At 58.3% G+C, this 22751-nt stretch carries 20 protein-coding genes; 11 read left to right on the top strand and 9 right to left on the bottom strand.

The annotated features are described in order from the left end of the window. Positions 1-128: 128 nt before the first annotated feature. On the top strand, positions 129-1754 hold the full coding sequence (locus AAIA72_RS01645; protein ID WP_369601717.1) for a long-chain fatty acid--CoA ligase: 1626 nt from the start codon (positions 129-131) through the stop codon (positions 1752-1754). 34 nt (positions 1755-1788) lie between these two features. On the opposite strand, the gene trmH is transcribed toward AAIA72_RS01645, so the two are convergent. Both trmH and AAIA72_RS01635 read right to left on the bottom strand, forming a co-directional pair. Beyond that, positions 1789-2463, bottom strand: a complete 675-nt coding sequence (gene trmH / locus AAIA72_RS01640) for a tRNA (guanosine(18)-2'-O)-methyltransferase TrmH (protein ID WP_369601716.1) — start codon at positions 2461-2463, stop codon at positions 1789-1791. Between the two features lie 2 nt (positions 2464-2465). Continuing rightward, positions 2466-2807: a DUF1820 family protein gene (locus tag AAIA72_RS01635; RefSeq protein WP_369601715.1), complete on the bottom strand. Its 342-nt coding sequence runs from the start codon at positions 2805-2807 to the stop codon at positions 2466-2468. A 109-nt stretch (positions 2808-2916) separates the two neighbouring features. On the opposite strand from AAIA72_RS01635, the gene miaB reads away from it, so the two are divergent. From miaB to lnt, 5 genes are read left to right on the top strand one after another with little or no spacing between them, the layout of a single operon-like run. Beyond that, complete coding sequence (gene miaB / locus AAIA72_RS01630) at positions 2917-4257, top strand: tRNA (N6-isopentenyl adenosine(37)-C2)-methylthiotransferase MiaB (protein WP_369601714.1); 1341 nt, start codon at positions 2917-2919, stop codon at positions 4255-4257. Continuing rightward, positions 4244-5212, top strand: coding sequence for a PhoH family protein (locus tag AAIA72_RS01625; RefSeq protein ID WP_369601713.1), 969 nt, complete (start codon positions 4244-4246; stop codon positions 5210-5212). The genes miaB and AAIA72_RS01625 overlap by 14 nt, the downstream gene beginning before the upstream one ends. Then, positions 5209-5664, top strand: a complete 456-nt coding sequence (gene ybeY, locus AAIA72_RS01620; protein ID WP_369601712.1) for an rRNA maturation RNase YbeY — start codon at positions 5209-5211, stop codon at positions 5662-5664. Before AAIA72_RS01625 ends, ybeY begins: the two co-directional genes overlap by 4 nt. 11 nt (positions 5665-5675) lie before the next feature. Beyond that, positions 5676-6518, top strand: coding sequence for an HlyC/CorC family transporter (locus tag AAIA72_RS01615; RefSeq protein ID WP_369601711.1), 843 nt, complete (start codon positions 5676-5678; stop codon positions 6516-6518). After that, a complete protein-coding gene (lnt, locus tag AAIA72_RS01610; RefSeq protein WP_369601710.1) occupies positions 6518-8002 on the top strand; it encodes an apolipoprotein N-acyltransferase in 1485 nt (494 codons plus the stop codon). The genes AAIA72_RS01615 and lnt overlap by 1 nt, the downstream gene beginning before the upstream one ends. On the opposite strand, the gene AAIA72_RS01605 is transcribed toward lnt, so the two are convergent. Next, entirely contained in the window at positions 7984-8517 is a 534-nt protein-coding gene (locus AAIA72_RS01605; protein WP_369601709.1) for a zinc ribbon-containing protein, read from the bottom strand. The two genes, lnt and AAIA72_RS01605, sit on opposite strands and share 19 nt — an antisense overlap. A 187-nt stretch (positions 8518-8704) precedes the next feature. On the opposite strand from AAIA72_RS01605, the gene leuS reads away from it, so the two are divergent. The 5 genes from leuS to AAIA72_RS01580 all read left to right on the top strand — a co-directional run bounded on the left by leuS (position 8705) and on the right by AAIA72_RS01580 (position 13951). Beyond that, entirely contained in the window at positions 8705-11296 is a 2592-nt protein-coding gene (leuS, locus tag AAIA72_RS01600) for a leucine--tRNA ligase (RefSeq protein WP_369601708.1), read from the top strand. Positions 11297-11335: 39 nt separating this feature from the next. Further along, positions 11336-11848: an LPS assembly lipoprotein LptE gene (gene lptE / locus AAIA72_RS01595; RefSeq protein WP_369601707.1), complete on the top strand. Its 513-nt coding sequence runs from the start codon at positions 11336-11338 to the stop codon at positions 11846-11848. Continuing rightward, positions 11838-12833: a DNA polymerase III subunit delta gene (gene holA / locus AAIA72_RS01590; RefSeq protein ID WP_369601706.1), complete on the top strand. Its 996-nt coding sequence runs from the start codon at positions 11838-11840 to the stop codon at positions 12831-12833. The genes lptE and holA overlap by 11 nt, the downstream gene beginning before the upstream one ends. Before the next feature lie 67 nt (positions 12834-12900). After that, positions 12901-13167: a hypothetical protein gene (locus tag AAIA72_RS01585; RefSeq protein WP_369601705.1), complete on the top strand. Its 267-nt coding sequence runs from the start codon at positions 12901-12903 to the stop codon at positions 13165-13167. 142 nt (positions 13168-13309) lie between these two features. Further along, positions 13310-13951: an endonuclease gene (locus tag AAIA72_RS01580; protein WP_369601704.1), complete on the top strand. Its 642-nt coding sequence runs from the start codon at positions 13310-13312 to the stop codon at positions 13949-13951. A gap of 84 nt (positions 13952-14035) precedes the next feature. Here the strand turns inward: AAIA72_RS01580 and sucD are convergent, their stop codons facing one another. The 6 genes from sucD to AAIA72_RS01550 form a co-directional block, all read right to left on the bottom strand. Next, the gene (gene sucD, locus AAIA72_RS01575; RefSeq protein WP_369601703.1) at positions 14036-14920 is read right to left on the bottom strand and encodes a succinate--CoA ligase subunit alpha; all 885 of its coding nucleotides are present in this window, start codon (positions 14918-14920) and stop codon (positions 14036-14038) included. After that, positions 14917-16089 carry an ADP-forming succinate--CoA ligase subunit beta gene (gene sucC / locus AAIA72_RS01570; protein WP_369601702.1) on the bottom strand — a complete coding sequence of 391 codons (1173 nt, stop codon included), beginning with the start codon at positions 16087-16089 and terminating at the stop codon, positions 14917-14919. Before sucC ends, sucD begins: the two co-directional genes overlap by 4 nt. A 37-nt stretch (positions 16090-16126) precedes the next feature. Further along, complete coding sequence (lpdA, locus tag AAIA72_RS01565; protein ID WP_369601701.1) at positions 16127-17566, bottom strand: dihydrolipoyl dehydrogenase; 1440 nt, start codon at positions 17564-17566, stop codon at positions 16127-16129. Between the two features lie 28 nt (positions 17567-17594). Then, the gene (gene odhB, locus AAIA72_RS01560; protein WP_369601700.1) at positions 17595-18875 is read right to left on the bottom strand and encodes a 2-oxoglutarate dehydrogenase complex dihydrolipoyllysine-residue succinyltransferase; all 1281 of its coding nucleotides are present in this window, start codon (positions 18873-18875) and stop codon (positions 17595-17597) included. Between the two features lie 26 nt (positions 18876-18901). Continuing rightward, positions 18902-21748, bottom strand: a complete 2847-nt coding sequence (locus AAIA72_RS01555; protein ID WP_369601699.1) for a 2-oxoglutarate dehydrogenase E1 component — start codon at positions 21746-21748, stop codon at positions 18902-18904. A 254-nt stretch (positions 21749-22002) separates the two neighbouring features. After that, positions 22003-22731: a succinate dehydrogenase iron-sulfur subunit gene (locus AAIA72_RS01550; RefSeq protein WP_369602956.1), complete on the bottom strand. Its 729-nt coding sequence runs from the start codon at positions 22729-22731 to the stop codon at positions 22003-22005. Positions 22732-22751 lie beyond the last annotated feature (20 nt).

Genomic DNA, 22751 nt, shown 5'->3' with positions numbered 1-22751 from the left:
AATCCACCTGTTTTTGACCTTTTTTGGCCTGAAAAATCGTGTGCGGAAAGCGGGTGACTTTTGAAAACGGACACGCTAACGTAGCGCATGACCACCAAAAAAAGAACAACAGATCGAGGAGTATCACCATGCACGGACTCATGATGGGTCGCCCCCTGACCGTTTCGTCTATCCTGCAGCATGCAGAGCAGTTTCATCATCAGGGCGAGATCGTCAGCCGGAAACCGGAGGGCGGCATTCACCGCTACACCTACCGCGATGCCGCAAGGCGGTCGCGTCAGGCAGCGAATGCCCTTCGCCGGCTGAATATTGCCACAGATGACCGGGTGGCCACTCTGGCCTGGAACACCCACCGCCATTATGAACTCTACTATGCCGTGTCCGGTCTCGGCGCGATCCTGCACACCATCAACCCGCGCCTTTTCCCTGAGCAGATTGCCTATATCATCAACCATGCCGAGGATCGTATCCTTTGCGTGGATCTTCAGTTCCTCCCGCTGGTGGAAGCACTGAAGGATCAGCTCGGGACGCTTGAACACATCATCGTACTGGCTCCGGCAGAGGCCATTCCCGACACCCCGCTTGACGTACTCAGTTACGAAGAACTGCTGGCCGCAGAAGATGATCAGCTTGTCTGGCCCGAACTCCACGAAGATCAGGCCGCCGCGCTCTGCTATACCTCCGGCACCACCGGCCACCCCAAAGGCGTGCTTTACAGTCACCGCTCCACCGTACTGCATGCCTGGGCCAGTGCCTCCCGGGATGTGCTGAACATCGGCAATGACCGGACCATCCTGCCGGTCGTCCCCATGTTTCACGTCAATGCCTGGGGCGTGCCCTACTCCGCCACCATGGCCGGCGCCAAACTGGTGCTACCCGGACCAGGCATGGATGGCGCGTCGCTTTATGAACTGATTGATGGCGAGCAGGTCGACATGCTGCTGGGTGTTCCCACCGTCTGGCTGGGGCTGCTGCAGTACTGTGATCAGCACAACCTGACCCTGACACCCGTGCGTGACGTGGTCGTCGGCGGCTCGGCGGCGCCACTGTCCATGATCAGGGACTTTGACGAAAAACATGATGCCTTTGTCATTCACGCCTGGGGCATGACGGAAATGTCACCGGTGGGCACCGTCAACAGCCGCAGTCGGCTCATGAACCAGTTGTCAAAAGCCGAACGTTACGCCCTTCAGTGCAAGCAGGGCCGCCCTGTGTTCGGGGTTGAAATGAAGATAGTGGATGACCAGGGCGCCCCATTGCCCCATGACGGCAAGGCCTGGGGACGTCTTCTGGTGCGCGGCCCCTGGGTGGCCCAAAGCTACTACAAGCATGATGACCGGAGTGCCTGGAAGGATGGCTGGTTTGATACCGGTGATGTGGCAACCATTGATGAAAACGGGCTCATGCAGATCGTTGACCGGGCCAAGGACGTGATCAAATCCGGTGGCGAATGGATCAGCTCCATTGACCTGGAAAATCAGGCCATGGGCCATCCGGCGGTGGCAGAGTGTGCCGTCATCGGGGTTCCCCATCCGAAATGGGACGAGCGCCCGGTCATGCTGGTCGTCACCAAGCCCGGACAAGCAGTTTCCGGGGAGGAACTGAAAGACTGGCTGGGCCAGCACATTGCACGCTGGCAACTTCCGGACAAGATCCTCTTTGTGGACGAGCTGCCACACACGCCCACCGGCAAGCTGCTCAAGCGGGCACTTCGGGAACAGTATCAGGACATCCTGATTTCAGATCAGGGCTGATCCACTGCCAGGACGAAGCCGCTGGCTTCGTCCTTCAACCGATACGCAGACTTTCCCGATCCACGATGTTACCCTGCTCATCAAGCCCGGGATAGGGTATCCCGCGCTCATCGCACATTCTGGCCACCAAGGGATGACACCAGCGAAAGCGGAGTCGCTCGTATTCCTCATCAGGCAGGCGACGCCGGGCATACAATCCGGCCAGCTCCCGTTGTCGCTGGGCTTCGGCCAGCATGATCGCCGCCGCAACCGAGACGTTATAGGACGCCACCATGCCCATCATCGGAATGATGGCATGCACATCCGCCACGGCAGCGGCTTCTTCCGTAATGCCGTCCTTTTCCTGTCCCAGCATCAATGCCATGGGCTGTGTCCAGTCCAGCGTCCGGTAATCCACGGCTCGCTCACTGAAGTGTGCGGCCACAAGGGTGAAGCCACGGGCATGGAGCCTGTCAGCCACCTCTGTGACACGATTGTATTCGTGCACTTCCACCCATTGCTGACTTCCCTTCGCCTGCCTGCGCAACACGCGAAAGTCCTTGTCATCCTCCGGCCAGACCACATGCACATGCCCCACCCCCACGGCGTCACAGGTTCTGACAATGGCCGAAATGTTATGAGGTTTATGCACACGGTCAGCGATGACCGTCAGATCCGGCTGCCGGCGATCCAGCACACCGACAATCCTGGCGTAGCGTTCCGGCGTCATGTCTACCCCTTCACCGGCGGTTTGGGAAAGGGCGTGATGTTGCTGACCCTGGCGTCGGACACCCGAACGGACCCGCGCTGTGACACCTCATCGATACGCACGATCGCATTGACCGGAATCCAGGAGCGCTTCACACCCTCGAACACGCCCTTGAGCTTTTCCTCTCCCGGATCCACCAGTACCTGACTGCGCTCGCCAAACATCCAGCCTTCCACCTCGATAAATCCCCAAAGGTCACTCTGACAGATGCTCGACGCGTACATTTCAAACACTTCCGCATGGTTGATATAGACAATGCGGTAAATCTTTCCGGAATTCGAGGAGGTCATGAGAATACTGCCCATACTTACTGCTGTACAAAAGACGCGACAGTTTAACACAGGCTGCAGTGACGGTCAGAGCGAAAGCGTCTATAATGTGCGGTCTGGTATATTCGGGAGCTCATGACCTGGCATGAAACAGAAGCTGTACATCAAAACTCACGGCTGTCAGATGAACGAGTACGACTCTGCCCGCATGGCCGACCTGCTCAAGGTCAGCCATGACGTCGAGCTGACGGACAATCCGGATGAAGCGGACATTCTGCTGCTCAACACCTGCTCCATCCGGGAAAAGGCGCAGGAAAAGGTGTTTCATCAGCTGGGTCGCTGGAAAGAGCTCAAGTCCAGGAAGCCGGACCTGGTCATCGGTGTCGGCGGCTGCGTGGCCAGTCAGGAAGGCGATGCCATCCGTGAGCGCGCACCCTTTGTGGACATGGTGTTCGGCCCGCAGACCCTGCACCGGCTGCCCCAGTTCGTGGATGCCACGAAAAAGAACCGCATTCCCGTGGTGGACATCAGCTTCCCCGAAATCGAAAAATTCGACAACCTGCCCATGCCCAGCAGTGACGGGGCCACGGCCTTTGTTTCGGTCATGGAGGGCTGCAGCAAGTACTGCACCTTCTGCGTCGTACCTTATACCCGGGGTGAAGAAGTATCCCGTCCGGTGGAAGACATTCTGGATGAAGTCCGTCACCTCGCCGTTCAGGGCGTTCGTGAAATCAACCTGCTGGGTCAGAACGTAAATGCCTACCGTGGCGAAACCTGGGACGGGGACACCGCAGACCTGGCCGAGCTCATCACCCATGTCGCCGAAATTGACGGCATTGACCGGATCCGGTTCACCACCTCCCATCCGGTAGAGTTCACGGACAGCCTGATCGAGGTCTATACCCGGGTGCCCGAGCTGGTCAGCCACCTCCACCTGCCGGTTCAGAGCGGCTCCAACCGGATTCTGGCGGCCATGAAACGCGGCCATACGCGCGAGGAGTATCTGGAAAAGATCGAACGCATCAAGGCGGCCCGGCCCGGTATTTCCCTGTCCTCCGACTTCATCGTCGGCTTCCCGGGAGAAACGGACGAAGATTTCGAGGACACCATGAACCTGATTGCCGAGGTGGGCTTCGACACCTCATTCAGTTTCATCTACAGCAAGCGCCCCGGAACCCCGGCAGCGGAGATAGAGGACACGGTTCCCGAAGCGGTCAAGAAGGAACGCCTGGCCATTCTCCAGCAGCGCATTCAGCAGCAGGCCCAGCAGATCAGCCGCCGCATGGTGGGTCAGGTGGAACGGGTGCTGGTGACCGGCCCGTCCAAGAAGAATCCCGACGAGCTGCAGGCGCGCACGGAAAACAACCGGGTGGTCAACTTCGCATCGACCGATCACAGCATCATCGGCCACTTCGTGGATGTGCGCATCACCGCAGCCTTCCCCAATTCCCTGCGCGGAGAACGGATTGACGATGTCAAACACTGATCCGGGCACCCGGGATCTGCAGTTTCAGCTGGAGCCGGCAGATCCGCGGCGGCTCCTTGCGCTGGCCGGCCCCCACGACAGCCACCTGCGCATTCTGGAACAGCGGCTGAAAGTTCACATCAGCAACCGGGGCCACCTGTTCCGGATTCGTGGCGACCAGGCCGAGCTGGCACAGGACATTCTTCGGCACCTCTACCGGGAAACGGAGGCTGGCGAAATCAGCGGCGATACGGTTCACCTCTTCATCAATGAAACCGGCGCGGACGAGCCCGGCACCGGTTCCGGAGACGGGACCCCACTGATCGTCACGCCAAAGCTCAAGATCAAGCCCCGGGGCGGCAATCAGACCCGCTACGTGCGCTCCATCCTTCAGCATGACATCAACTTCGGAGTGGGCCCTGCCGGCACCGGCAAGACTTATCTGGCGGTGGCCTGTGCCGTTCAGGCACTCATGAAGGATGAAGTCAAGCGTATCCTGCTTGTACGTCCGGCGGTGGAAGCCGGCGAGAAACTGGGGTTTCTTCCCGGAGATCTGGCTCAGAAGGTGGACCCCTATCTCAGGCCATTGTATGACGCGCTCTATGACATGCTGGGATTCGAGCAGGTGGGGCGCATGCTCGACAAGGGGCTGATCGAAATCGCGCCGCTGGCCTTCATGCGTGGCCGCACCCTCAATCACGCGTTCGTGTTGCTGGATGAAAGCCAGAACACCACTCGCGAGCAGATGAAGATGTTTCTGACCCGTATCGGTTTCGGATCCACGGCAGTGATCACCGGCGACACCTCTCAGATCGACCTGCCGCGCGGTGTCCCTTCCGGACTCACGCATGCACTCAGCGTACTGGAGAACGTCAAGGGCATCGGCATCACCCGGTTTGCCAGTCACGACGTTGTCCGGCACCCGCTGGTGCAGCGCATTGTTGAAGCCTATGATGCCTTCGAGGCCACCTCATGACCCTCATTGTTGACCTCCAGCTTGCCACGGAAGCGCCGGATCTGCCCGACGAGGCAAGTTTCCGGCTCTGGGCCGAAACCGCCTGTCCGGATGCGCCGGAAGGCGCCGAAGTGACGCTGCGCGTGGTGGATCCCGAAGAAATCCGGGCTCTGAACCGGGACTACCGGGGCAAGGACCGGCCGACCAACGTCCTGTCCTTTCCTTTCGAGAATCCACCCGGCGTCACCCTGCCCCTGCTCGGTGACATCATTCTCTGTGCCGAGGTCATCGCCAGTGAAGCGGCGGAACAGAACAAGCCGCTCATGCATCACTGGGCACACATGGTCATTCACGGCATGCTGCACCTGCAGGGCCATGATCATGTACTTGATGAAGACGCCGAAATTATGGAAAACTTGGAACGTCAGCTGCTTGCAAGGCTGAACATTCCCGACCCCTATCAGGACAGGTAACCGCAGATCGCATGAGCGACGACCATTCGAGACCCGAAAATTCACGCAGCTGGCTTGACCGGCTCACCGACGCCTTCTCGTCCGCCCCCGACAGCAAGCAGGATATCGTTGATTTGCTCCGCACGGCATGCAAGCGGGAGGTTCTGGATCAGGACACCCTGTCACTCATGGAGCGAGCTCTGAATGTCACGGAGATGCAGGTGCGGGAAATCATGATCCCCCGCCCCCAGATGATCACCATATCCAGTGAAGACAATCCGGAAGACTGGCTGCCGGAGATACTCTCCTCGGCTCACTCCCGCTACCCGGTAATCGGTGACAGTCTGGACGAAGTGGAAGGCATTCTCCTGGTCAAGGACCTGCTGCCTCTGGTGCTCAGCAACACCCTGACCCGCACCAAGGTTCTGGATGTCCTGCGCCCGGCCTGGTTCATCCCGGAAAGCAAGCGCCTCATCCAGCTCCTCAACGAATTCAAGAGCAACCGCAATCATATGGCCATCGTGGTAGATGAGTACGGCGGTGTCAGTGGTCTGGTCACCATCGAGGACGTACTGGAAGAAATCGTGGGCGATATTGAAGACGAACACGACGTGGAAGATGAAGAATCCATGATCACGCCCACTGCCGAAGGCACCTGGATCGTCAAGGCGCTGACTGAAGTGGAAGACTTCAACGAATATTTTGACAGCTCGCTGGATGAAGAGGAATTCGACACCATTGGCGGACTGGTGCTGAAACATTTCGGTCGCATGCCTGCCAGAGGCGAAAGCGTCACCTTCGGCGGCTTCCAGTTCACGGTGCTCAACGCAGACAACCGCTCCGTCCGGCTGCTGGAAGTGCGACGGGTCGACTGATGCGCACATGGCAACGACTCACGCTGCTGACATGCAGTGGCGCCGCCCTCGGTCTGACCTTTGCACCCTTCTACCAATGGTGGCTGGCCCTGCCGCTGGCCGCTGCACTCTGGGGTTTGCGCCCGGGCACATCACCTCGCCGGGATGCCCTGGAAGGCTGGCTGGTCGGTCTCGGGCTCTTTGGGGCCAATGTCAACTGGGTCTGGATCAGCATCCATGAATTCGGCTACGCACCGGTCTGGCTGGCCACACTGCTGACCGCACTTTTTGCTGCCAGCCTGGCCCTGTTCACAGCCGGGCAATGGCTCTGCCTGGGCTGGCTTGCCCGGCGCAAGAGCCTGACGCCCCTGACCTTTGCGGCAACCTGGATACTGTGGGAATGGATTCGCAGCGGCCTGCTCAGTGGCTTCCCCTGGCTCTACATCGGAACCGGATGGGTGGACAGCCCGCTCGCACCGGCAGCCCGCTGGACGGGTGTCTACGGCCTGTCGGGCCTCGTCATGCTGGCCGGGGCTCAGCTGTACGAACTGTATTCAACGCGCACCAGACCCGCCGCACTGGCCCTGACCGGCACCTTGGCCGCTGCCGTCATCCTCGCCGTGCTCGGTCAGACCACCTTCCGCACGACCCCCACCGGCACACTGGACGTGGCCGTGGTTCAGACCGCCATTCCCCAGAATATCAAATGGGATCCGGCCTACCGGGATCAGATTATCCGACAGTACATCACCCTCAGCACCCCTCACTGGGATGCGGATCTGATCCTCTGGCCGGAAACCGCCCTGCCCCTGTTCTATCAGCAGGATGCCGGTTTTTTCAGACAACTGGATGCCCAGGCACGACAAACCCGCACTGCTCTGGGTTACGGTATTCTGCTCCCTGAAACGCAGGAAGGCCGGCGCATTTACTACAATGGCTTCATCTGGCAAGGCCTTGGCTCGGGGACGTATCGCAAGCAGAAACTGGTTCCGTTCGGTGAATACGTCCCGCTGGCGGGACTGCTTCGTGGCCTGATTGCCTTCTTTGATCTGCCCATGTCGGACATGCAGGCCGGATCACCGGACCAGCCCCTGCAACAGGCGCAGGGCATCCCCGTAGCCACATTCATCTGTTACGAAATTGTCTATCCGGACTTTGTTGCCCACCGCAGCCGCGACGCACAATTACTGGTGACAGTAAGCAACGACGCCTGGTTCGGCCTGTTTGCCGGGCCGGCCCAGCACATGCAGATCGCCCGCATGCGTGCGGTGGAACAGGACAAGACACTGCTGCGCGCTGCCAACCGGGGCCATACCGGCATCATTACGCCGGACGGAGAGGTACTCGACCCCGTCGCACCCGCACAAGGGGGGGTATCACGGGGCACCGCCGCCCTGCGCAGCGGTACGACCCTCTACGGCCGTACCGGAAGCCTGCCCCTCATGTTCATCGCTTCCCTGGCCATTGCCGGCACCCTGAAGCGACGTTACAGATCCTCATCCTGAGGCCAGTACGTCATCACCCGCAGGAAGACTTCCCCGTGACAGCGATGGCAGGGCTCGATCCGGTCGGGTACTGGCAGGACGATCAGCTTGTCGCACTGGGTACACTTGAGCACACCCGGCATGGCCATCTCTCCGGCAATGTATGTTGTCTCGTCGTGATGCAGCTGCAGATTCAGACGCGTCCACTCCACCTTGGCCGGATCCGCAGCCTTCTCCACCCATTCAAGCAGCTCCTGCTTCAGCAGCGACATGTCCGTCGCCAGCCACTCCCTGAAGCCCTGCCCTGATTCCTTCAGATAGTTGTACAGTGCCTTCAGGTCACGTTTCAGGTATTCCTTGATCACCCCCCACTCTTCGCGGGTCAGCTCGGAAGCCTGCTGCTCCAGCTCCACAGCCTCTTCAATTTCCGCCTGGATGGTCTCCCAGGTCTGCACTTCCATGTCCGCCAGCCGAACCTCCAGCCGCTTCAGCACCCGGGCATAGGCCTGCTTTTGCTGTGCGCGTTTTTCGCCCATCTGTCACCTCCTCAGGATCCAATTCACGGAAAGCCCGCTGTCTGACTACCTGTCTTTGGCACTATAGGTTAAAATGGGCCCCCTTCGCGATAACCCAAGTCAGTTTCCAGTAAATATTGCCTGATTTCACGCGAAGGCGATTGACCTGAAGCAACCCTTTTAACCGACAGGCACAGCCAGGACGACGATGGAAGCAACGTATCATCCCAAAGCGATTGAACAAGCCGCCCAGAAGTACTGGGAGGAGAATCAGAGCTTCAAAGTCACAGAAGATCCGGACAAAGAGAAGTTCTACTGTCTCTCCATGTTCCCCTACCCCAGCGGCAAGCTCCACATGGGCCATGTACGCAATTACACCATCGGGGATGTGATCTCTCGCTTCCAGCGCATGCAGGGCAAGAATGTGCTCCAGCCCATGGGCTGGGATGCCTTCGGCCTGCCGGCTGAAAACGCCGCCATCAAGCATGGTGTCGCACCGGCCACCTGGACATACCAGAACATCGAATACATGAAAGGCCAGCTCAAGCAACTGGGTTTCGGGTATGACTGGTCCCGTGAGGTCACCACCTGCAAGCCCGAATACTACAAGTGGGAACAATGGTTCTTTACCCGCCTGTACGAAAAGGGGCTGGTCTACAAGAAGATGTCCGTTGTCAACTGGGACCCGGTGGACGAAACCGTACTGGCCAACGAACAGGTTATCGACGGCAAGGGCTGGCGCTCCGGTGCACCGGTCGAACGCCGCGAGATTCCCCAGTGGTTCCTGAAGATCACCGACTATGCCGACCAGCTTCTGGCCGATCTGGACAAACTGGATGGCTGGCCCGATGAAGTCAAGCAGATGCAGCGTAACTGGATCGGCCGGTCCGAAGGTGTCGAGCTCGAATTCGGGGTCAAGGATCACGCCCAGACCCTGACGGTATACACCACCCGTCCGGATACGCTGATGGGTGTCACTTATGTCGCCCTGGCACCTCAGCATCCGCTGGCCCGCAAGGCCGCGGAAGGCAACCCCGCCCTGACCCGCTTCCTGGAAGCCTGCAACCGCGTCAAGGTGGCCGAGGCGGACATTGCCACCATGGAAAAGGAAGGCATGGACACAGGCCTGAAGGCCATCCATCCCATCACGGGAGCGGAGGTGCCGGTTTGGGTCGCCAACTTTGTACTCATGGACTACGGCTCGGGCGCGGTCATGTCGGTACCGGCACACGACACCCGGGATCATGAATTCGCACTCAAGTATGGCCTGCCCATCCAGCAGGTCATCGCGCCCCGTGACGCGAAGGAAGAAGTGGACGTTCAGGCCGAGGCCTACACGGCGAAGGGCATCCTGGTCAACTCCGGTGAATTCACCGGCATGACCAGTGAAGAAGCCTTTGACGCCATTGCATCCAAACTTCAGAGCATGGGCAAAGGGCGCAGAACCATCAACTATCGTCTTCGCGACTGGGGCGTCTCCAGACAGCGCTACTGGGGTGCGCCCATTCCCATGCTCTATCTTGAAGATGGCACGGAAGTCCCTGTACCCGAAGAGGATTTGCCGGTGGTTCTGCCTGAAGATGTGGAGATGGACGGCGTCAAGTCCCCCATCAAGGCCGACCCCGAATGGGCGAAGACCACATGGAAGGGCCAGCCGGCCACGCGGGAAACGGACACGTTCGACACATTCATGGAGTCATCCTGGTACTATGCCCGCTTCGCCAGCCCCCATGCGGATGCCATGCTGGATCCCAAGGCCGCCAACTACTGGCTGCCCGTGGATCAGTATATCGGCGGCATCGAACACGCCATCCTGCACCTGCTCTACGCGCGCTTTTTCCACAAGCTGATGCGGGATGAGGGTCTGGTGGACAGCGACGAACCCTTCAAGAACCTGCTCTGCCAGGGCATGGTGCTGGCCGACACCTTCTACAGGACCGATGCGGACGGCCGCACGACCTACTACAACATCAAGGAAGTGGAGCTGGAAACGGACAGCAAGGGCGCCGTGGTAGCCGCCCGCCTCAAGGCCGATGGCCAACCGGTGGAAATCGGTGGCAAGGTCAAGATGTCCAAGTCCAAGAACAACGGCGTTGATCCGCAGGAAATGATCGACCAGTACGGCGCCGACACCGTACGTCTGTTCATGATGTCCGCCGCACCGCCCGAGCAGACACTGGAATGGTCCGAGCAGGGCGTCATCGGTGCGCACCGGTTCCTCAAGCGCCTGTGGACGCTCATGCACGATCATCTGGCCGCTGGCGATGTGCCCGCACTGGATCCGGCCAGATTGAGTGACGCGGCCCGCGCCCTGCGCCGCAAGACCCATGAAACCATTGCCAAGGTGACTGACGACATCAGTCGGCGAAACACCTTCAACACCGCCATTGCCGCAGTGCGCGAGCTGATCAACACCGTCACCGATACACAGTCGAAGGCAGAAGGTGATGACGTGCGGGCGGCTGTCCATGAGGCACTGGAGACCACCATTCTCCTGCTGGCCCCTATCACACCGCATATCTGTCATGCGCTCTGGCAGGATTTCGGTCACGATGAAGCAGTCATAGACGCCAGCTGGCCCAAGGTTGATGAAAGCGCGCTGGTGCGGGACGACATGCTTATCGTGGTTCAGGTCAGCGGCAAGGTGCGGGCCAAACTGACCGTCCCGGCGGATATCAGTCGTGACGAACTGGAGCGCCTGGCCATGGAAGATCAGAATGTCAAGCGCCACCTGGAAGGCAAGACCGTAGCCAAGGTGATCGTAGTTCCCGGGAAGCTGGTCAATATCGTAGCACGCTGACATAACGGACCAGGCGGGGCAACCCGCCTGTCAGTCAACATGAAACGTTTCATCACCATTCTGACTCTGGGAGCCGCGCTGGGCGGTTGCGGTTTCCACCTTCGGGGCAGCCAGACGACGGAAAATCTGCCTGATGTGGCAGTTCGGCTGGACTGCCCGGCTGCCCAGTCTCAGGATTTCTGCACTGTCCTGTCCCAACGCCTTCAGGCAACCGGCATCCGGATTGACGATTCGGCATCCCCCTACAGCGTCACACTTGCGGCTCCCGCTGAAACTGTACGAGCCGTCAGCATCAGCCAAAGCGCCGACGCAGCCGAAAATGAAATCACCCGCAGCGTCAGCTGGGCCGTTCTGAATTCTGCAGACGGACGTCGTCTGGAAGGACGGCTTGCACGGCGCGAGTCATACCGGTACGACAAGTCATCCGGCCTCGGGAATGATTCCAAGCAGGCACGTATTCGCCGGAGCCTGGACAAGCAACTTGCGGAAAGCCTTGTACCCCGCATTGCTTCCGCATTGAGACAACTGACGACCGCAAACCATGCGGATTAAGCCCGACCAGCTATCCGGTCTGCTGACCAGCAAACCCTCCCGGATTGCCTGGATCATGGGCGAAGAGCCTTACCAGCGCCTTCAGTGTGCAGACCTCTTTCGGAAGTACTGGCGTGATAATGGGTTTTCCGAACGCCTGTACTATACAATCGATAAAGGCTTCGACTGGCTGCAGCTTGAAGAGCAGCTCAGCGCACCCAGCCTTTTTGGTGATCTGCGTATTATCGAACTCTCTCTGATTCAGCAACCTGATGCCAAGGGCAAGGCGCTGCTTGAGCAGACAGCGAACCGGCTGCCTGATGACATCTGCCTGTTACTCACCTCCGAAAAGAATGACTACCGGATACTGAATCAGAAATGGGCCAAGGCCATTGATACGCACGGCTGGATCATCCAGGTCTGGCCCATCGACCATTCCCGGCTACCAGGATGGATCAGTGCACGCATGCACGAAAAGGGCCTGCAACCGACCGCAGAAGCCGCTCGCATACTGGCCGACCACGTGGAAGGCAACCTGCTTGCGGCAGCACAGGAAATTGAAAAACTGGCGCTGCTGGCTGACAGTCCCACAATCGACGGCCCCTTTGTCAGCCGCCATATCGTCCAGAGCAGTCACTACTCCATTTTTGATCTGTCGGATGCCATCATTGCCCGGGATGCTGCCCATGCACTGACCATTCTTCGCACACTGCGAAGCGAAGGCGTGGCACCGGCCCAGATTCTCTGGGCTCTCAATCAGGAAGCCCAGCGACTGATTGATCTGGCCCGGGCGAGACAGCAACGGCAACCCGCAGAAGAAGTCGTTAAAGGCTGGAAACTCCCTCCGCAGAAAAAAAAGCGCTATCTTTCCATGCGCCCGCGCTCTGCCCCCCTTTTAAAAGCCATCAACAGCCTCCACATTATTGACTGCGCCATCAAAGGTGCCGATACGCAGCCTGTGTGGCCCGCTCTTGAAGAGGCGGTCCTGCTCCTGTCGCGGGATTGATCTGTATCAACACGATCTCCGGGCCCTCAGGTATGCTGACAAGACAATACACAGCAGGAGGCGAACCATGAGCATCAAAGAAGAACTACGCAATCTCAAGGAAAATCTCAAGACCCAGTGGGACGAACTGAAGGTCCAGGCTCATCTCGCCAAACTGGAACTGAAAGACGACCTGAGTGAGTGGGAAAACGACTGGTATCATTTCGAGTCCAGTGTTGCCCAAAAACTGGACAAGCTTGAAGAGGAAAGCGCCGAAGCGCTGGAGGCACTGCGCAAGTCCGGAGAAAAGCTGAGAGAGCGTCTGGATCATCTGAAAAAGCGTCTCAAGGACTGAGCCTGACGTCAAAACCGGTCAGGGGAGGACACCTGTCACTTCCCCTGATGCCCTTTCATGGCCGTTATTCATTGGCTATACTGTAACCAAAGCCGGAGGGATCCGGTACGACACACCATCATAAAAACTAAATGAGTGCGTTATGAAAGGGTTTGCAAGATCAGTTGTACTGCTTTGCGGATTGATATCTCTCCCGGTGCTGGCCGAGGCACCGCCGCCACCTGATCAGGTTATCGAGCAAAAGTTCTGGGGCCAGCTCTACGCCAATGGCGGCGTCACCTTCTATTGTCAGAAGCCGTTCAAACGAAAAAGTGTCCTGATCACCGAAAGCCATATCTATTCCGACAGCTGGATGCGCGATGCGCTGGGTTGTACTACGCCGAGGCTGTGCCAGAAAGAAAGTGAAGAGTACCGCATTATGGCGGCCGACCTTCATAACCTGCAACCTGCCGAGGCACGTTTCGAGTTGGAACGCCGTGGTGCGCGGTTTGAAGAACTGGGCCCCGAGATTGAGCGGGACAAGTGCGGATTCAAGCGTTCTTTTGGTATCATGGATCCCCCGAACCGTATTCGTGGTGATATCGCACGCGCCATCCTCTACATGCATGAGCGTTACAACCTGCCGCTCGTGGGAGATCTGCCTCAGCTTCAGCGCTGGAATCGCCTTGACCCGCCGGATGAAGCGGAAAAGGCACGCAATGAAATGATCCGGGAACTGCAGGGTAATACCAACCCCTTTATCGACAACCCCGCCCGGGCGGATATGGTGACATCGGAATACTGAGAAGCGCTCTGCTCACCATGGCCAAAGGCCAAGAAAAGCCCGGCGTTCCGCCGGGCTTTTTTATGGATGTCATCCGACAACGGTTCAGCTCTTCATGGCCCAACCGGTCGCTTCCGACAGTGCCTTGCCGATATCCGCCAGGCTGCGGACAGTAGTCACCCCTGCCGCTTCCAGCGCCGCAAACTTCTCGGCCGCCGTGCCCTTGCCACCGGCAATGATAGCGCCAGCGTGGCCCATGCGCTTGCCAGCCGGTGCCGTTACACCCGCGATATAGGACACCACGGGCTTGGTGACATTGTGCTTGATGAATTCCGCGGCCTCTTCCTCGGCGGTACCACCGATCTCACCAATCATCACGATGGCCTCAGTCTGCGGATCCTCCTGGAAGAGCTTCAGGATATCGATAAAGTTGGAACCCGGAATGGGATCGCCACCGATACCCACGCAGGTTGACTGGCCGAAACCGGCATCCGTCGTCTGCTTGACCGCCTCGTAAGTCAGGGTACCGGAACGTGAAACGATACCCACCTTGCCCGGCAGGTGGATGTGTCCCGGCATGATGCCGATCTTGCACTCACCCGGTGTGATCACGCCAGGACAGTTCGGCCCGATCAGGCGTACGCCCAGCTCGTCACACTTGACCTTCACTTCCAGCATGTCCAGCGTCGGGATGCCTTCAGTAATACAGACGATCAGCTTGATGCCTGCGTTGGCCGCCTCCAGGATGGAGTCCTTGCAAAAAGGCGCCGGAACGTAGATCACGGACGCATCGGCACCGGTAGCTTCCACCGCATCGCGCACCGTATTGAACACCGGCAGCCCCAGGTGCGTTTGTCCACCCTTGCCCGGCGTTACACCGCCGACCATTTGGGTACCGTAGGCAATCGCCTGCTCGGAGTGGAAAGTGCCCTGACTTCCGGTAAAGCCCTGACAGATAACCTTGGTCTCTTTGTTGATCAGAATACTCATGCCTTGTGTTCCTCCGCTGCCTTCACGACCGCCTGAGCCGCTTCAGTCAGGCTCTTGGCAGCGATAATGTTCAGACCGCTCTTGGCCAGTTTCTCCGCGCCCAGTTCTGCGTTATTGCCTTCCAGACGGACGACAACGGGCACCTTCACGCCCACCTCTTCCACGGCAGCAATGATTCCGTCGGCAATCAGGTCACAGCGGACAATACCGCCGAAGATGTTGACCAGAACGGCCTTCACCTTCTCGTCGGACAGAATGATCTTGAATGCCTCGGCAACACGCTCCTTGGTTGCACCGCCACCGACATCAAGGAAGTTTGCCGGCTCACCACCGTGCAGCTTGACGATGTCCATGGTGCCCATGGCCAGGCCGGCACCGTTGACCATGCAGCCGATGTTACCGTCCAGTGCCACATAGTTGAGATCCCACTTGGCTGCTTCCGCCTCCCGCGGATCTTCCTGCGACGGATCGTGCATTTCGCGGATCTTCGGCTGACGATACAGGGCATTGCCATCCACGTTGATCTTGGCGTCCAGACAGTGCAGATCACCGTCAGTGGTAATCACCAGCGGATTCACTTCCAGCAGGGACAGGTCGAAGTCCACGAACAACTTGGCCAGCTTCTGGAAAATGTCTGCAAACTGCTTGACCTGCTTGCCTTCCAGGCCCATCTTGAATGCAATTTCACGTGCCTGATAAGGCTGCGCGCCCACCAGCGGATCCACAATGGCCTTGAGGATCTTCTCGGGCGTTTCTTCGGCAACCTTCTCGATTTCCACGCCACCCTCGGTAGAGGCCATGAACACCACCCGGCGGCTGGAGCGATCCACCACCGCACCAAGATAGAGCTCCTTGTCGATATCCGTGCAGGCTTCCACCAGGATCTTGCTGACCGGCTGACCACGCTCGTCAGTCTGATAGGTCACCAGACGGTTGCCGAGCCATTTTTCCGCAAATGCCTTGATCTCCTCCTTGGAAGAGACCAGCTTCACACCACCCGCCTTGCCACGACCACCGGCGTGCACTTGGGCCTTGACGACCCACTTGTCGCCGCCGATGAGATCGGCGGCTTCCATGGCTTCCTTCGGTGTTTCGCAGGCATAGCCCTTGGACACCGGAAGCCCGTATTCTGCAAACAATTGCTTGGCTTGATATTCGTGTAGATTCATGTCGTTTTCCGTTTTACTCAGCTTTTGACTGATTCAGTTATTTGCGCTTGCGGCGGTTGGCGATATGTATTGCATTGCCATCCACGGCCAGAGCAGCCTCATGGACCGCTTCCGACAGCGTCGGATGCGCAAACACGGTCATGGCCAGGTCTTCCGCACTGGATGCGAATTCCATGGCGATTACAGCCTGCGCAATCATTTCTGACGCCTGCGGGCCGATAATGTGCACTCCGAGAATCCTGTCAGTCTTTTCGGAGGCGATAATTTTCACCAGGCCTGCGGTCGAGTTGGCAGCCATGGCACGGCCGCTGGCCGCGAACGGGAAGGTTCCCACCTTGTAGGCTTCGCCCTCGGCCTTGAGCGTTTCTTCAGTCTTGCCCACCCAGGCAATTTCCGGCGCGGTATAGATGACGCCCGGAATGCAGTCGTAATTGACCTGCGCCTTGTGGCCGGCGATCCGCTCCGCCACCATGATCCCCTCTTCTGACGCCTTGTGTGCCAGCATCGGGCCACGTACCACGTCACCAATGGCGTAGACGCCAGGGACCTCGGTCCGGCAACGATCGTCCACATAGATGAACCCGCGCTCATCCAGGTTGACGCCACTGTCCGGTGCCAGCAGGTTTTCCGTATTGGGGCGGCGACCCACGGCGACAATCAGCTTGTCCACCTTGATTTCCTGATCGCCCTTGGCGTCAGAGTACTTCACCGTGACCACGCCACGCTTGACTTCGCTGCCCGTCACGCGGGTTTTCAGGCGAATGTCCAGACCCTGCTTGGTGAACTGCTTGAGGGCTTCCTTGGCGATCTGCTGATCCACCATCCCGAGGAACACATCCTGAGCCTCCAGAATGGTGACTTCACTGCCAAGACGCGCCCAGACACTGCCCAGCTCAAGACCGATCACACCGGCCCCGATGATACCCAGACGCTTGGGCACCTCGCTGAACTCCAGTGCTCCGGTGGAATCCACGATAATATCTTCGGTCAGCGGTGCCGGCGGAATTTCCACCGGGCGTGAACCGGTGGCGATGATGACATTCTCCGCTTCGTAAACCGTCACCTTGCCGTCGTTGTCGGTCACTTCAACCTGGCGGCCGGCCAGCAGGCGTCCGGTACCATGAATGGAGGTCACCCCATTGGCCTTGAACAGAGAGCCGATACCGGTCGTGAGGTTCCTGACGATGGAATTCTTGCGATCCATCATCTTCGGCACATCAATCTTCACGTCGCCGGTGGCGATACCGTGGATTTCAAAGTCGTGCTTCGCTTCCTCGAACTTGTGGGAAGACTCCAGCAATGCCTTTGAGGGAATACAGCCCACGTTCAGACAGGTACCACCATACACTGGCTTGCCCTGATCCGATGTCCAGCGCTCCACACACGCTGTTTTCAGTCCCAGTTGTGCTGCGCGGATGGCGGCCACATAGCCGCCCGGACCCGCTCCGATCACGATTACATCAAATTTGTTGGACATGGTTTGTTCCCGTGTTAACTGTTAATCCTCAGATATCCAGCAACAAGCGTGCCGGATCCTCAATCAGTTCCTTGATGGTCACCAGGAACTGTACCGCTTCCTTGCCATCAATCATGCGATGGTCATACGACAGCGCCAGATACATCATGGGCAGAATGACCACCTCGCCGTTCACCGCCATCGGGCGCTCCTGAATCTTGTGCATGCCCAGAATGGCTGTCTGGGGCGGGTTCAGAATCGGGGTGGAAAGCAACGAGCCGAACACACCACCATTGGAAATGGTGAAGGTGCCGCCGGTCATGTCTTCCAGCGCCAGCTTGCCTTCACGTGCCTTGCGGCCATATTCAGCAATACCTGACTCAATATCCGCCAGACTCATCTGGTCTGCGTCCCGCAATACCGGTACCACCAGTCCGCGGTCGGTAGAGACCGCCACACCGATATCCTGATAGCCATGGTAAACGATATCGTTTCCGTCAATGGATGCGTTCACCGCCGGGAAACGCTTGAGCGCCTCGCAGGCAGCCTTGACGAAGAAGGACATGAAGCCCAGCCGCACGCCGTTGTGGCGCTTCTCGAAAAGATCCTTGTACTTCTTGCGCAGATCCATGACCGGCTTCATGTTCACCTCATTGAAGGTGGTGAGCATGGCTGCATTGTGCTGCGCATCAACGAGACGCTTGGCAATGGCCGCACGCAGGCGTGTCATGGGGACGCGCTTCTCCGGGCGCCCTTCTGCACCCAGAGCCACCTGGGCTGGTTCGGACGCAGCCGACTGGGTCGCAGCCTTCGGTGCCGGCTGAGCACTCTGCTTTTCAATGAACGCCAGCACGTCTTCCTTGGTCAGGCGGCCGTCCTTGCCGGTTGCCGGGATGACGGCCGGGTTGAGACCTTTCTCCTCAACCAGCTTGCGCGCTGCGGGCGACATGATGACGTCTGCTGCGTCTGCTGAAGGTACCGGTGCAGGCTCTGCCGCAGCCGGCTCGGCTGCCGCAGTTTCAGGCGCTGCCGGTGTCTCGGCCGCGGTCGCAGGCGCTGAAGCTGAAGCTGAAGCTGAAGATGCTGCCACCGCGCCTTCCCGGAAGGTCGCAATGACTTCACCGCTCAGTACAGTTTCCCCTTCTCCCTTGAGGATGGTCTCCAGGGTACCGTCTGCGGGGGCGACAACTTCCAGTACAACCTTGTCGGTTTCGATATCCACCAGCAGCTCATCACGGGACACCGGCTCACCCGGCTTCTTGTGCCAGGTAGCCACCACGCCGTCAGCAACGGACTCGGGAAAGGTAGGCGCTTTGATTTCGATGGTCATTGTTGATCCTTATTCACTGAGGCCTGTTACACTTCAAATGCTTCATTTACCAGACGTGTCTGCTCTTCCACGTGGAGATGTGGGTAGCCACATGCCGGCGCGGCGGATGCAGGACGTCCCGCATACTTGAGATAGAGCTTGGGATGCGTTTCCGCCAGCACAGCACGCATGTGATGCTGGCTGCAATACCACGCTCCCTGATTCATCGGTTCTTCCTGACACCAGACGGCATCCTGCAGCTTGCGATACTGACCGATCACTTCTGCGAGGACCTGCTCCGGGAAGGGATAAAGCTGTTCAATCCGCACGATTGCAGTATCCCAGCGCTCTTCCTGCCGGCGCTTCTCGGCCAGCTCGTAATACACCTTGCCGCTGCAGAGAATGAGACGGGTCACCTTCTTCGGATCCACATTCGGATCCACTTCCGGAATCACGGTCTGGAATGCACCTTCCGCCAAGTCTTCCAGAGTGGACACTGCGTCCTTGTGGCGCAACAGACTCTTCGGCGTCAGGGCAATCAGCGGCTTGCGGATGGGACGCTTCATCTGACGACGCAACAGATGGAAAATCTGCGCAGGCGTGGTCGGGACACAGACCTGAATATTATGGTCAGCGCAGAGCTGGAGGAAGCGCTCCAGTCGCGCGGAGGAGTGTTCGGCACCCTGCCCTTCGTAGCCATGCGGCAGCAGCATGGTCAGACCGCACAGCCGCCCCCACTTGTGCTCGCCACTGGTGATGAACTGGTCAATGACCACCTGGGCGCAGTTGGCAAAGTCACCGAACTGTGCCTCCCAGATGACCAGAGCCTTGGGATTGGTGGTCGCATAGCCGTACTCGAAACCGAGCACGCCCATTTCGGACAGCAGGGAGTCCCAGATTTCAAAGGAGGGCTTGTCGTCCTTCACCAGCTTCTTGAGCGGGATGTATTCCGATCCGTCCTTCTGGTTGTGAATGACCGCGTGACGATGAGAGAAGGTGCCACGCCCTACATCCTCACCGGTGATGCGCACATCAAAGCCTTCGTTGATCAGCGTTGCATAGGCCATGATTTCAGCATAGCCCCAGTTGATGGGCATCGCGCCCTGGGTCATCTTGCGCCGATCCTCAAGAATCTTGGCAACCTGACGCTGCACAACCAGCCCTTCCGGCAGATCATCCAGTATCTTGCCCAGTTTCTGGATGGTGCGGATCGAAACCCCGGTTCTGGCCTTGTCCGTCCACTTGTGTCCCAGATAGGGCGTCCAGTCGACAAAGAGTTCCTTGTTGGGCTCCTTGACCAGACTCTTGACCACGTGCTCTCCGCGATCAAGCAGATCCCGGTATTCCTCTTCCATTTGCTTCGCCTGCTCGGGTGTGATCAGGCCTTCGCTGATCAGCTTCTGAGCATAGAGCTCCCGTGTGGTCGGGTGCTTGCGAATGACCTGATACATGATCGGCTGGGTCGCAGCCGGCTCATCCGCTTCGTTGTGCCCGCGACGGCGGTAGCAGAACAGGTCAATGACCACATCCTTCTTGAACGTGTTGCGGAAATCCAGTGCCAGTTGGGTGACGAAGACCACCGCTTCCGGGTCGTCGCCATTGACGTGGAAGATCGGTGCCTGAACCATCTTGGCCACGTCGGTGCAGTACTCCGTGGAGCGCGCATCTTCACGCTTGCTGGTGGTAAAGCCGACCTGGTTATTGATGACGATATGCACGGTACCGCCGGTCTTGAAGCCACGGGTCTGGCTCATCTGGAAGGTTTCCATGACCACGCCTTGGCCGGCAAAGGCCGCATCACCATGCATGATGATGGGGACTACCTTGTCACCATTGTCGTCACGACGACGACGCTGACGTGCGCGCACGGAACCTTCGACAACCGGTGACACAATTTCCAAGTGCGACGGGTTGAAAGCCAAGGCCATATGGACTTCACCGCCCGGTGTCAGGACATTTGAAGAGAAACCCTGGTGATATTTGACGTCGCCCACCCCTTCTTTCAGTGTGACCTTACCTTCGAACTCATCGAACAGGTCTTTGGGGTTCTTCCCGAACGTATTGACGAGGACGTTCAGACGCCCACGGTGCGCCATGCCAATGACGATTTCCTTGGCACCGGCCATACCCGCACGCTGGATGAGTTCATCCACCATGGGGATCAGACTCTCACCGCCCTCCAGACCAAATCGCTTGGTACCGGGGTAGCGGGAACCCAGATACTTCTCAAGGCCTTCGGCTGCGGTCAGGCGCTCCAGCGTATGGAGCTTGCGGCTTTCGTCATAGCGGGGATGAGAACGAACGCTTTCCATCCGCTGCTGAATCCAGCGCCGCTCTTCCGTATTGACGATATGCATGTACTCCACACCAATGGTGGAGCAGTAGGTTTCCTCAAGATACTGAATGATGGTCCGTAGCGGCAGCCGCTCTTCACCAAAGCACAAGGGACCCGTATTGAACTCGGTATCCAGATCCGCTGCGGTCAGCCCATGGTATTCGAGCTCGAGATCCTCAACGTGCTCACGCTCCATCAGGCCCAGAGGATCAAGTCTGGCCTTCTGATGCCCCCGCACCCGATAGGCATTGATCAGCTGGAGGACCTTGACCTGCTTGCGTTCATGTTCAGCCGCCGCACTCTCGGCAGGGCTGATGGCACCGGATCCCGTGCCACGCTTGCGGCTGATTTCGAGAAACTGCTGACGGATAACGTGATGCGGGATATCCTTGGAGGGAAGGCCTTCCGGAACAGGCAGGGTATCAAAATAGTCGCGCCACTCGTCCGGAACGGAATTGGGATCTGTCAGGTAAAGTTCATACAGGTCATCAACATAGGCAAGATTTCCCCCTGACAGGTGGGACGTCCGCCACAGTTGCTCCATGGTGCTTTCTTGCATTCTCGCTCGCCTTTTTCGGAGTTACTGCCAGCCCGTTATAAAAATCAAACCGGTGCATGCCACGCATACTGATGCACCATGCCCGCCTCCCTTTCAGGACACAGGTCAGCATACCCGTATGGAGCTGCACCACTCCCCACCATTCAGCATAGAAGAGCGGGGCTATTTTGTTTAATTTTTTTCGACAACTAAATCAGCAACGACCGAAACACAAGTGAGCGTGACCGCTTCTTTTTTATCGTTCTTTTTCTTATTCAGTACTGAAAGAAAGCGGTCATCAGAACCGCTCTCTCCAGCAACATGTTGCGAATATGGCCAATGGCCTTTGTGGGGTTGAGTCCCTTGGGACACACCGCAACGCAGTTCATGATACCACGGCAACGGAAGACACTGAACGGATCATCCAGATCCGAGAGCCTTTCTTCCGTAGCGGTATCGCGGCTGTCAGCCAGGAACCGGTACGCCTGCAGCAGACCGGATGGCCCCACGAACTTGTCGGGGTTCCACCAGAAAGACGGACACGCCGTTGAACAACATGCGCACAGGATACACTCGTACAGACCGTCCAGCTTTGCCCTGTCCTCAATGGACTGCAGACGCTCGATGGCCGGCGGTGGTGTATCGTTGATCAGATACGGCTTGATCTTTTCGTACTGTTTGTAGAACAGCGTCATGTCCACAACCAAGTCGCGGATCACGGGCAGTCCGGGCAGCGGACGCAGCACCAGCGTGTTGTTCTTGACCACTTCGGACAACGCCGTGATACAGGCCAGACCGTTCTTGCCGTTCATGTTCATGCCGTCGGAGCCACAGACGCCTTCCCGGCATGAACGACGATAGGCCAGAGTGGGATCCTTTTCCTTGATCAGGCCCAGCACGTCCAGCACCATGAGGTCCTTGCCTTCCGGGATCTCGACCTCGATGTCCTGCATGTAGGGCGCTTCATCCACATCCGGATTGTAACGATATACACTGACTTTCAACATCTCGAATACCTCGCCCT

The sequence above is a fragment of the Thermohahella caldifontis genome, assembly GCF_041153465.1.
Classification (GTDB): Bacteria; Pseudomonadota; Gammaproteobacteria; order Pseudomonadales; family Oleiphilaceae; genus Thermohahella; species Thermohahella caldifontis.
The sequence above is the reverse complement of the archived record's forward strand: the minus strand, read 5'-3'. Positions and strand labels throughout refer to the sequence as shown.

Bases quoted from the DNA above. Each gene is read 5' to 3' on its own strand.
- AAIA72_RS01615 (WP_369601711.1), top strand. From the start codon at position 5,676: ATGAGCGACGACCATTCGAGACCCGAAAATTCACGCAGCTGGCTTGAC.
- sucD (WP_369601703.1), bottom strand. From the start codon at position 14,920: ATGAGTATTCTGATCAACAAAGAGACCAAGGTTATCTGTCAGGGCTTT.
- AAIA72_RS01580 (WP_369601704.1), top strand. From the start codon at position 13,310: ATGAAAGGGTTTGCAAGATCAGTTGTACTGCTTTGCGGATTGATATCT.
- leuS (WP_369601708.1), top strand. From the start codon at position 8,705: ATGGAAGCAACGTATCATCCCAAAGCGATTGAACAAGCCGCCCAGAAG.
- AAIA72_RS01645 (WP_369601717.1), top strand. From the start codon at position 129: ATGCACGGACTCATGATGGGTCGCCCCCTGACCGTTTCGTCTATCCTG.
- lnt (WP_369601710.1), top strand. From the start codon at position 6,518: ATGCGCACATGGCAACGACTCACGCTGCTGACATGCAGTGGCGCCGCC.
- AAIA72_RS01585 (WP_369601705.1), top strand. From the start codon at position 12,901: ATGAGCATCAAAGAAGAACTACGCAATCTCAAGGAAAATCTCAAGACC.
- lptE (WP_369601707.1), top strand. From the start codon at position 11,336: ATGAAACGTTTCATCACCATTCTGACTCTGGGAGCCGCGCTGGGCGGT.
- ybeY (WP_369601712.1), top strand. From the start codon at position 5,209: ATGACCCTCATTGTTGACCTCCAGCTTGCCACGGAAGCGCCGGATCTG.
- AAIA72_RS01635 (WP_369601715.1), bottom strand. From the start codon at position 2,807: ATGGGCAGTATTCTCATGACCTCCTCGAATTCCGGAAAGATTTACCGC.
- AAIA72_RS01555 (WP_369601699.1), bottom strand. From the start codon at position 21,748: ATGCAAGAAAGCACCATGGAGCAACTGTGGCGGACGTCCCACCTGTCA.
- AAIA72_RS01625 (WP_369601713.1), top strand. From the start codon at position 4,244: ATGTCAAACACTGATCCGGGCACCCGGGATCTGCAGTTTCAGCTGGAG.
- AAIA72_RS01605 (WP_369601709.1), bottom strand. From the start codon at position 8,517: ATGGGCGAAAAACGCGCACAGCAAAAGCAGGCCTATGCCCGGGTGCTG.
- sucC (WP_369601702.1), bottom strand. From the start codon at position 16,089: ATGAATCTACACGAATATCAAGCCAAGCAATTGTTTGCAGAATACGGG.
- odhB (WP_369601700.1), bottom strand. From the start codon at position 18,875: ATGACCATCGAAATCAAAGCGCCTACCTTTCCCGAGTCCGTTGCTGAC.
- holA (WP_369601706.1), top strand. From the start codon at position 11,838: ATGCGGATTAAGCCCGACCAGCTATCCGGTCTGCTGACCAGCAAACCC.
- miaB (WP_369601714.1), top strand. From the start codon at position 2,917: ATGAAACAGAAGCTGTACATCAAAACTCACGGCTGTCAGATGAACGAG.
- trmH (WP_369601716.1), bottom strand. From the start codon at position 2,463: ATGACGCCGGAACGCTACGCCAGGATTGTCGGTGTGCTGGATCGCCGG.
- lpdA (WP_369601701.1), bottom strand. From the start codon at position 17,566: ATGTCCAACAAATTTGATGTAATCGTGATCGGAGCGGGTCCGGGCGGC.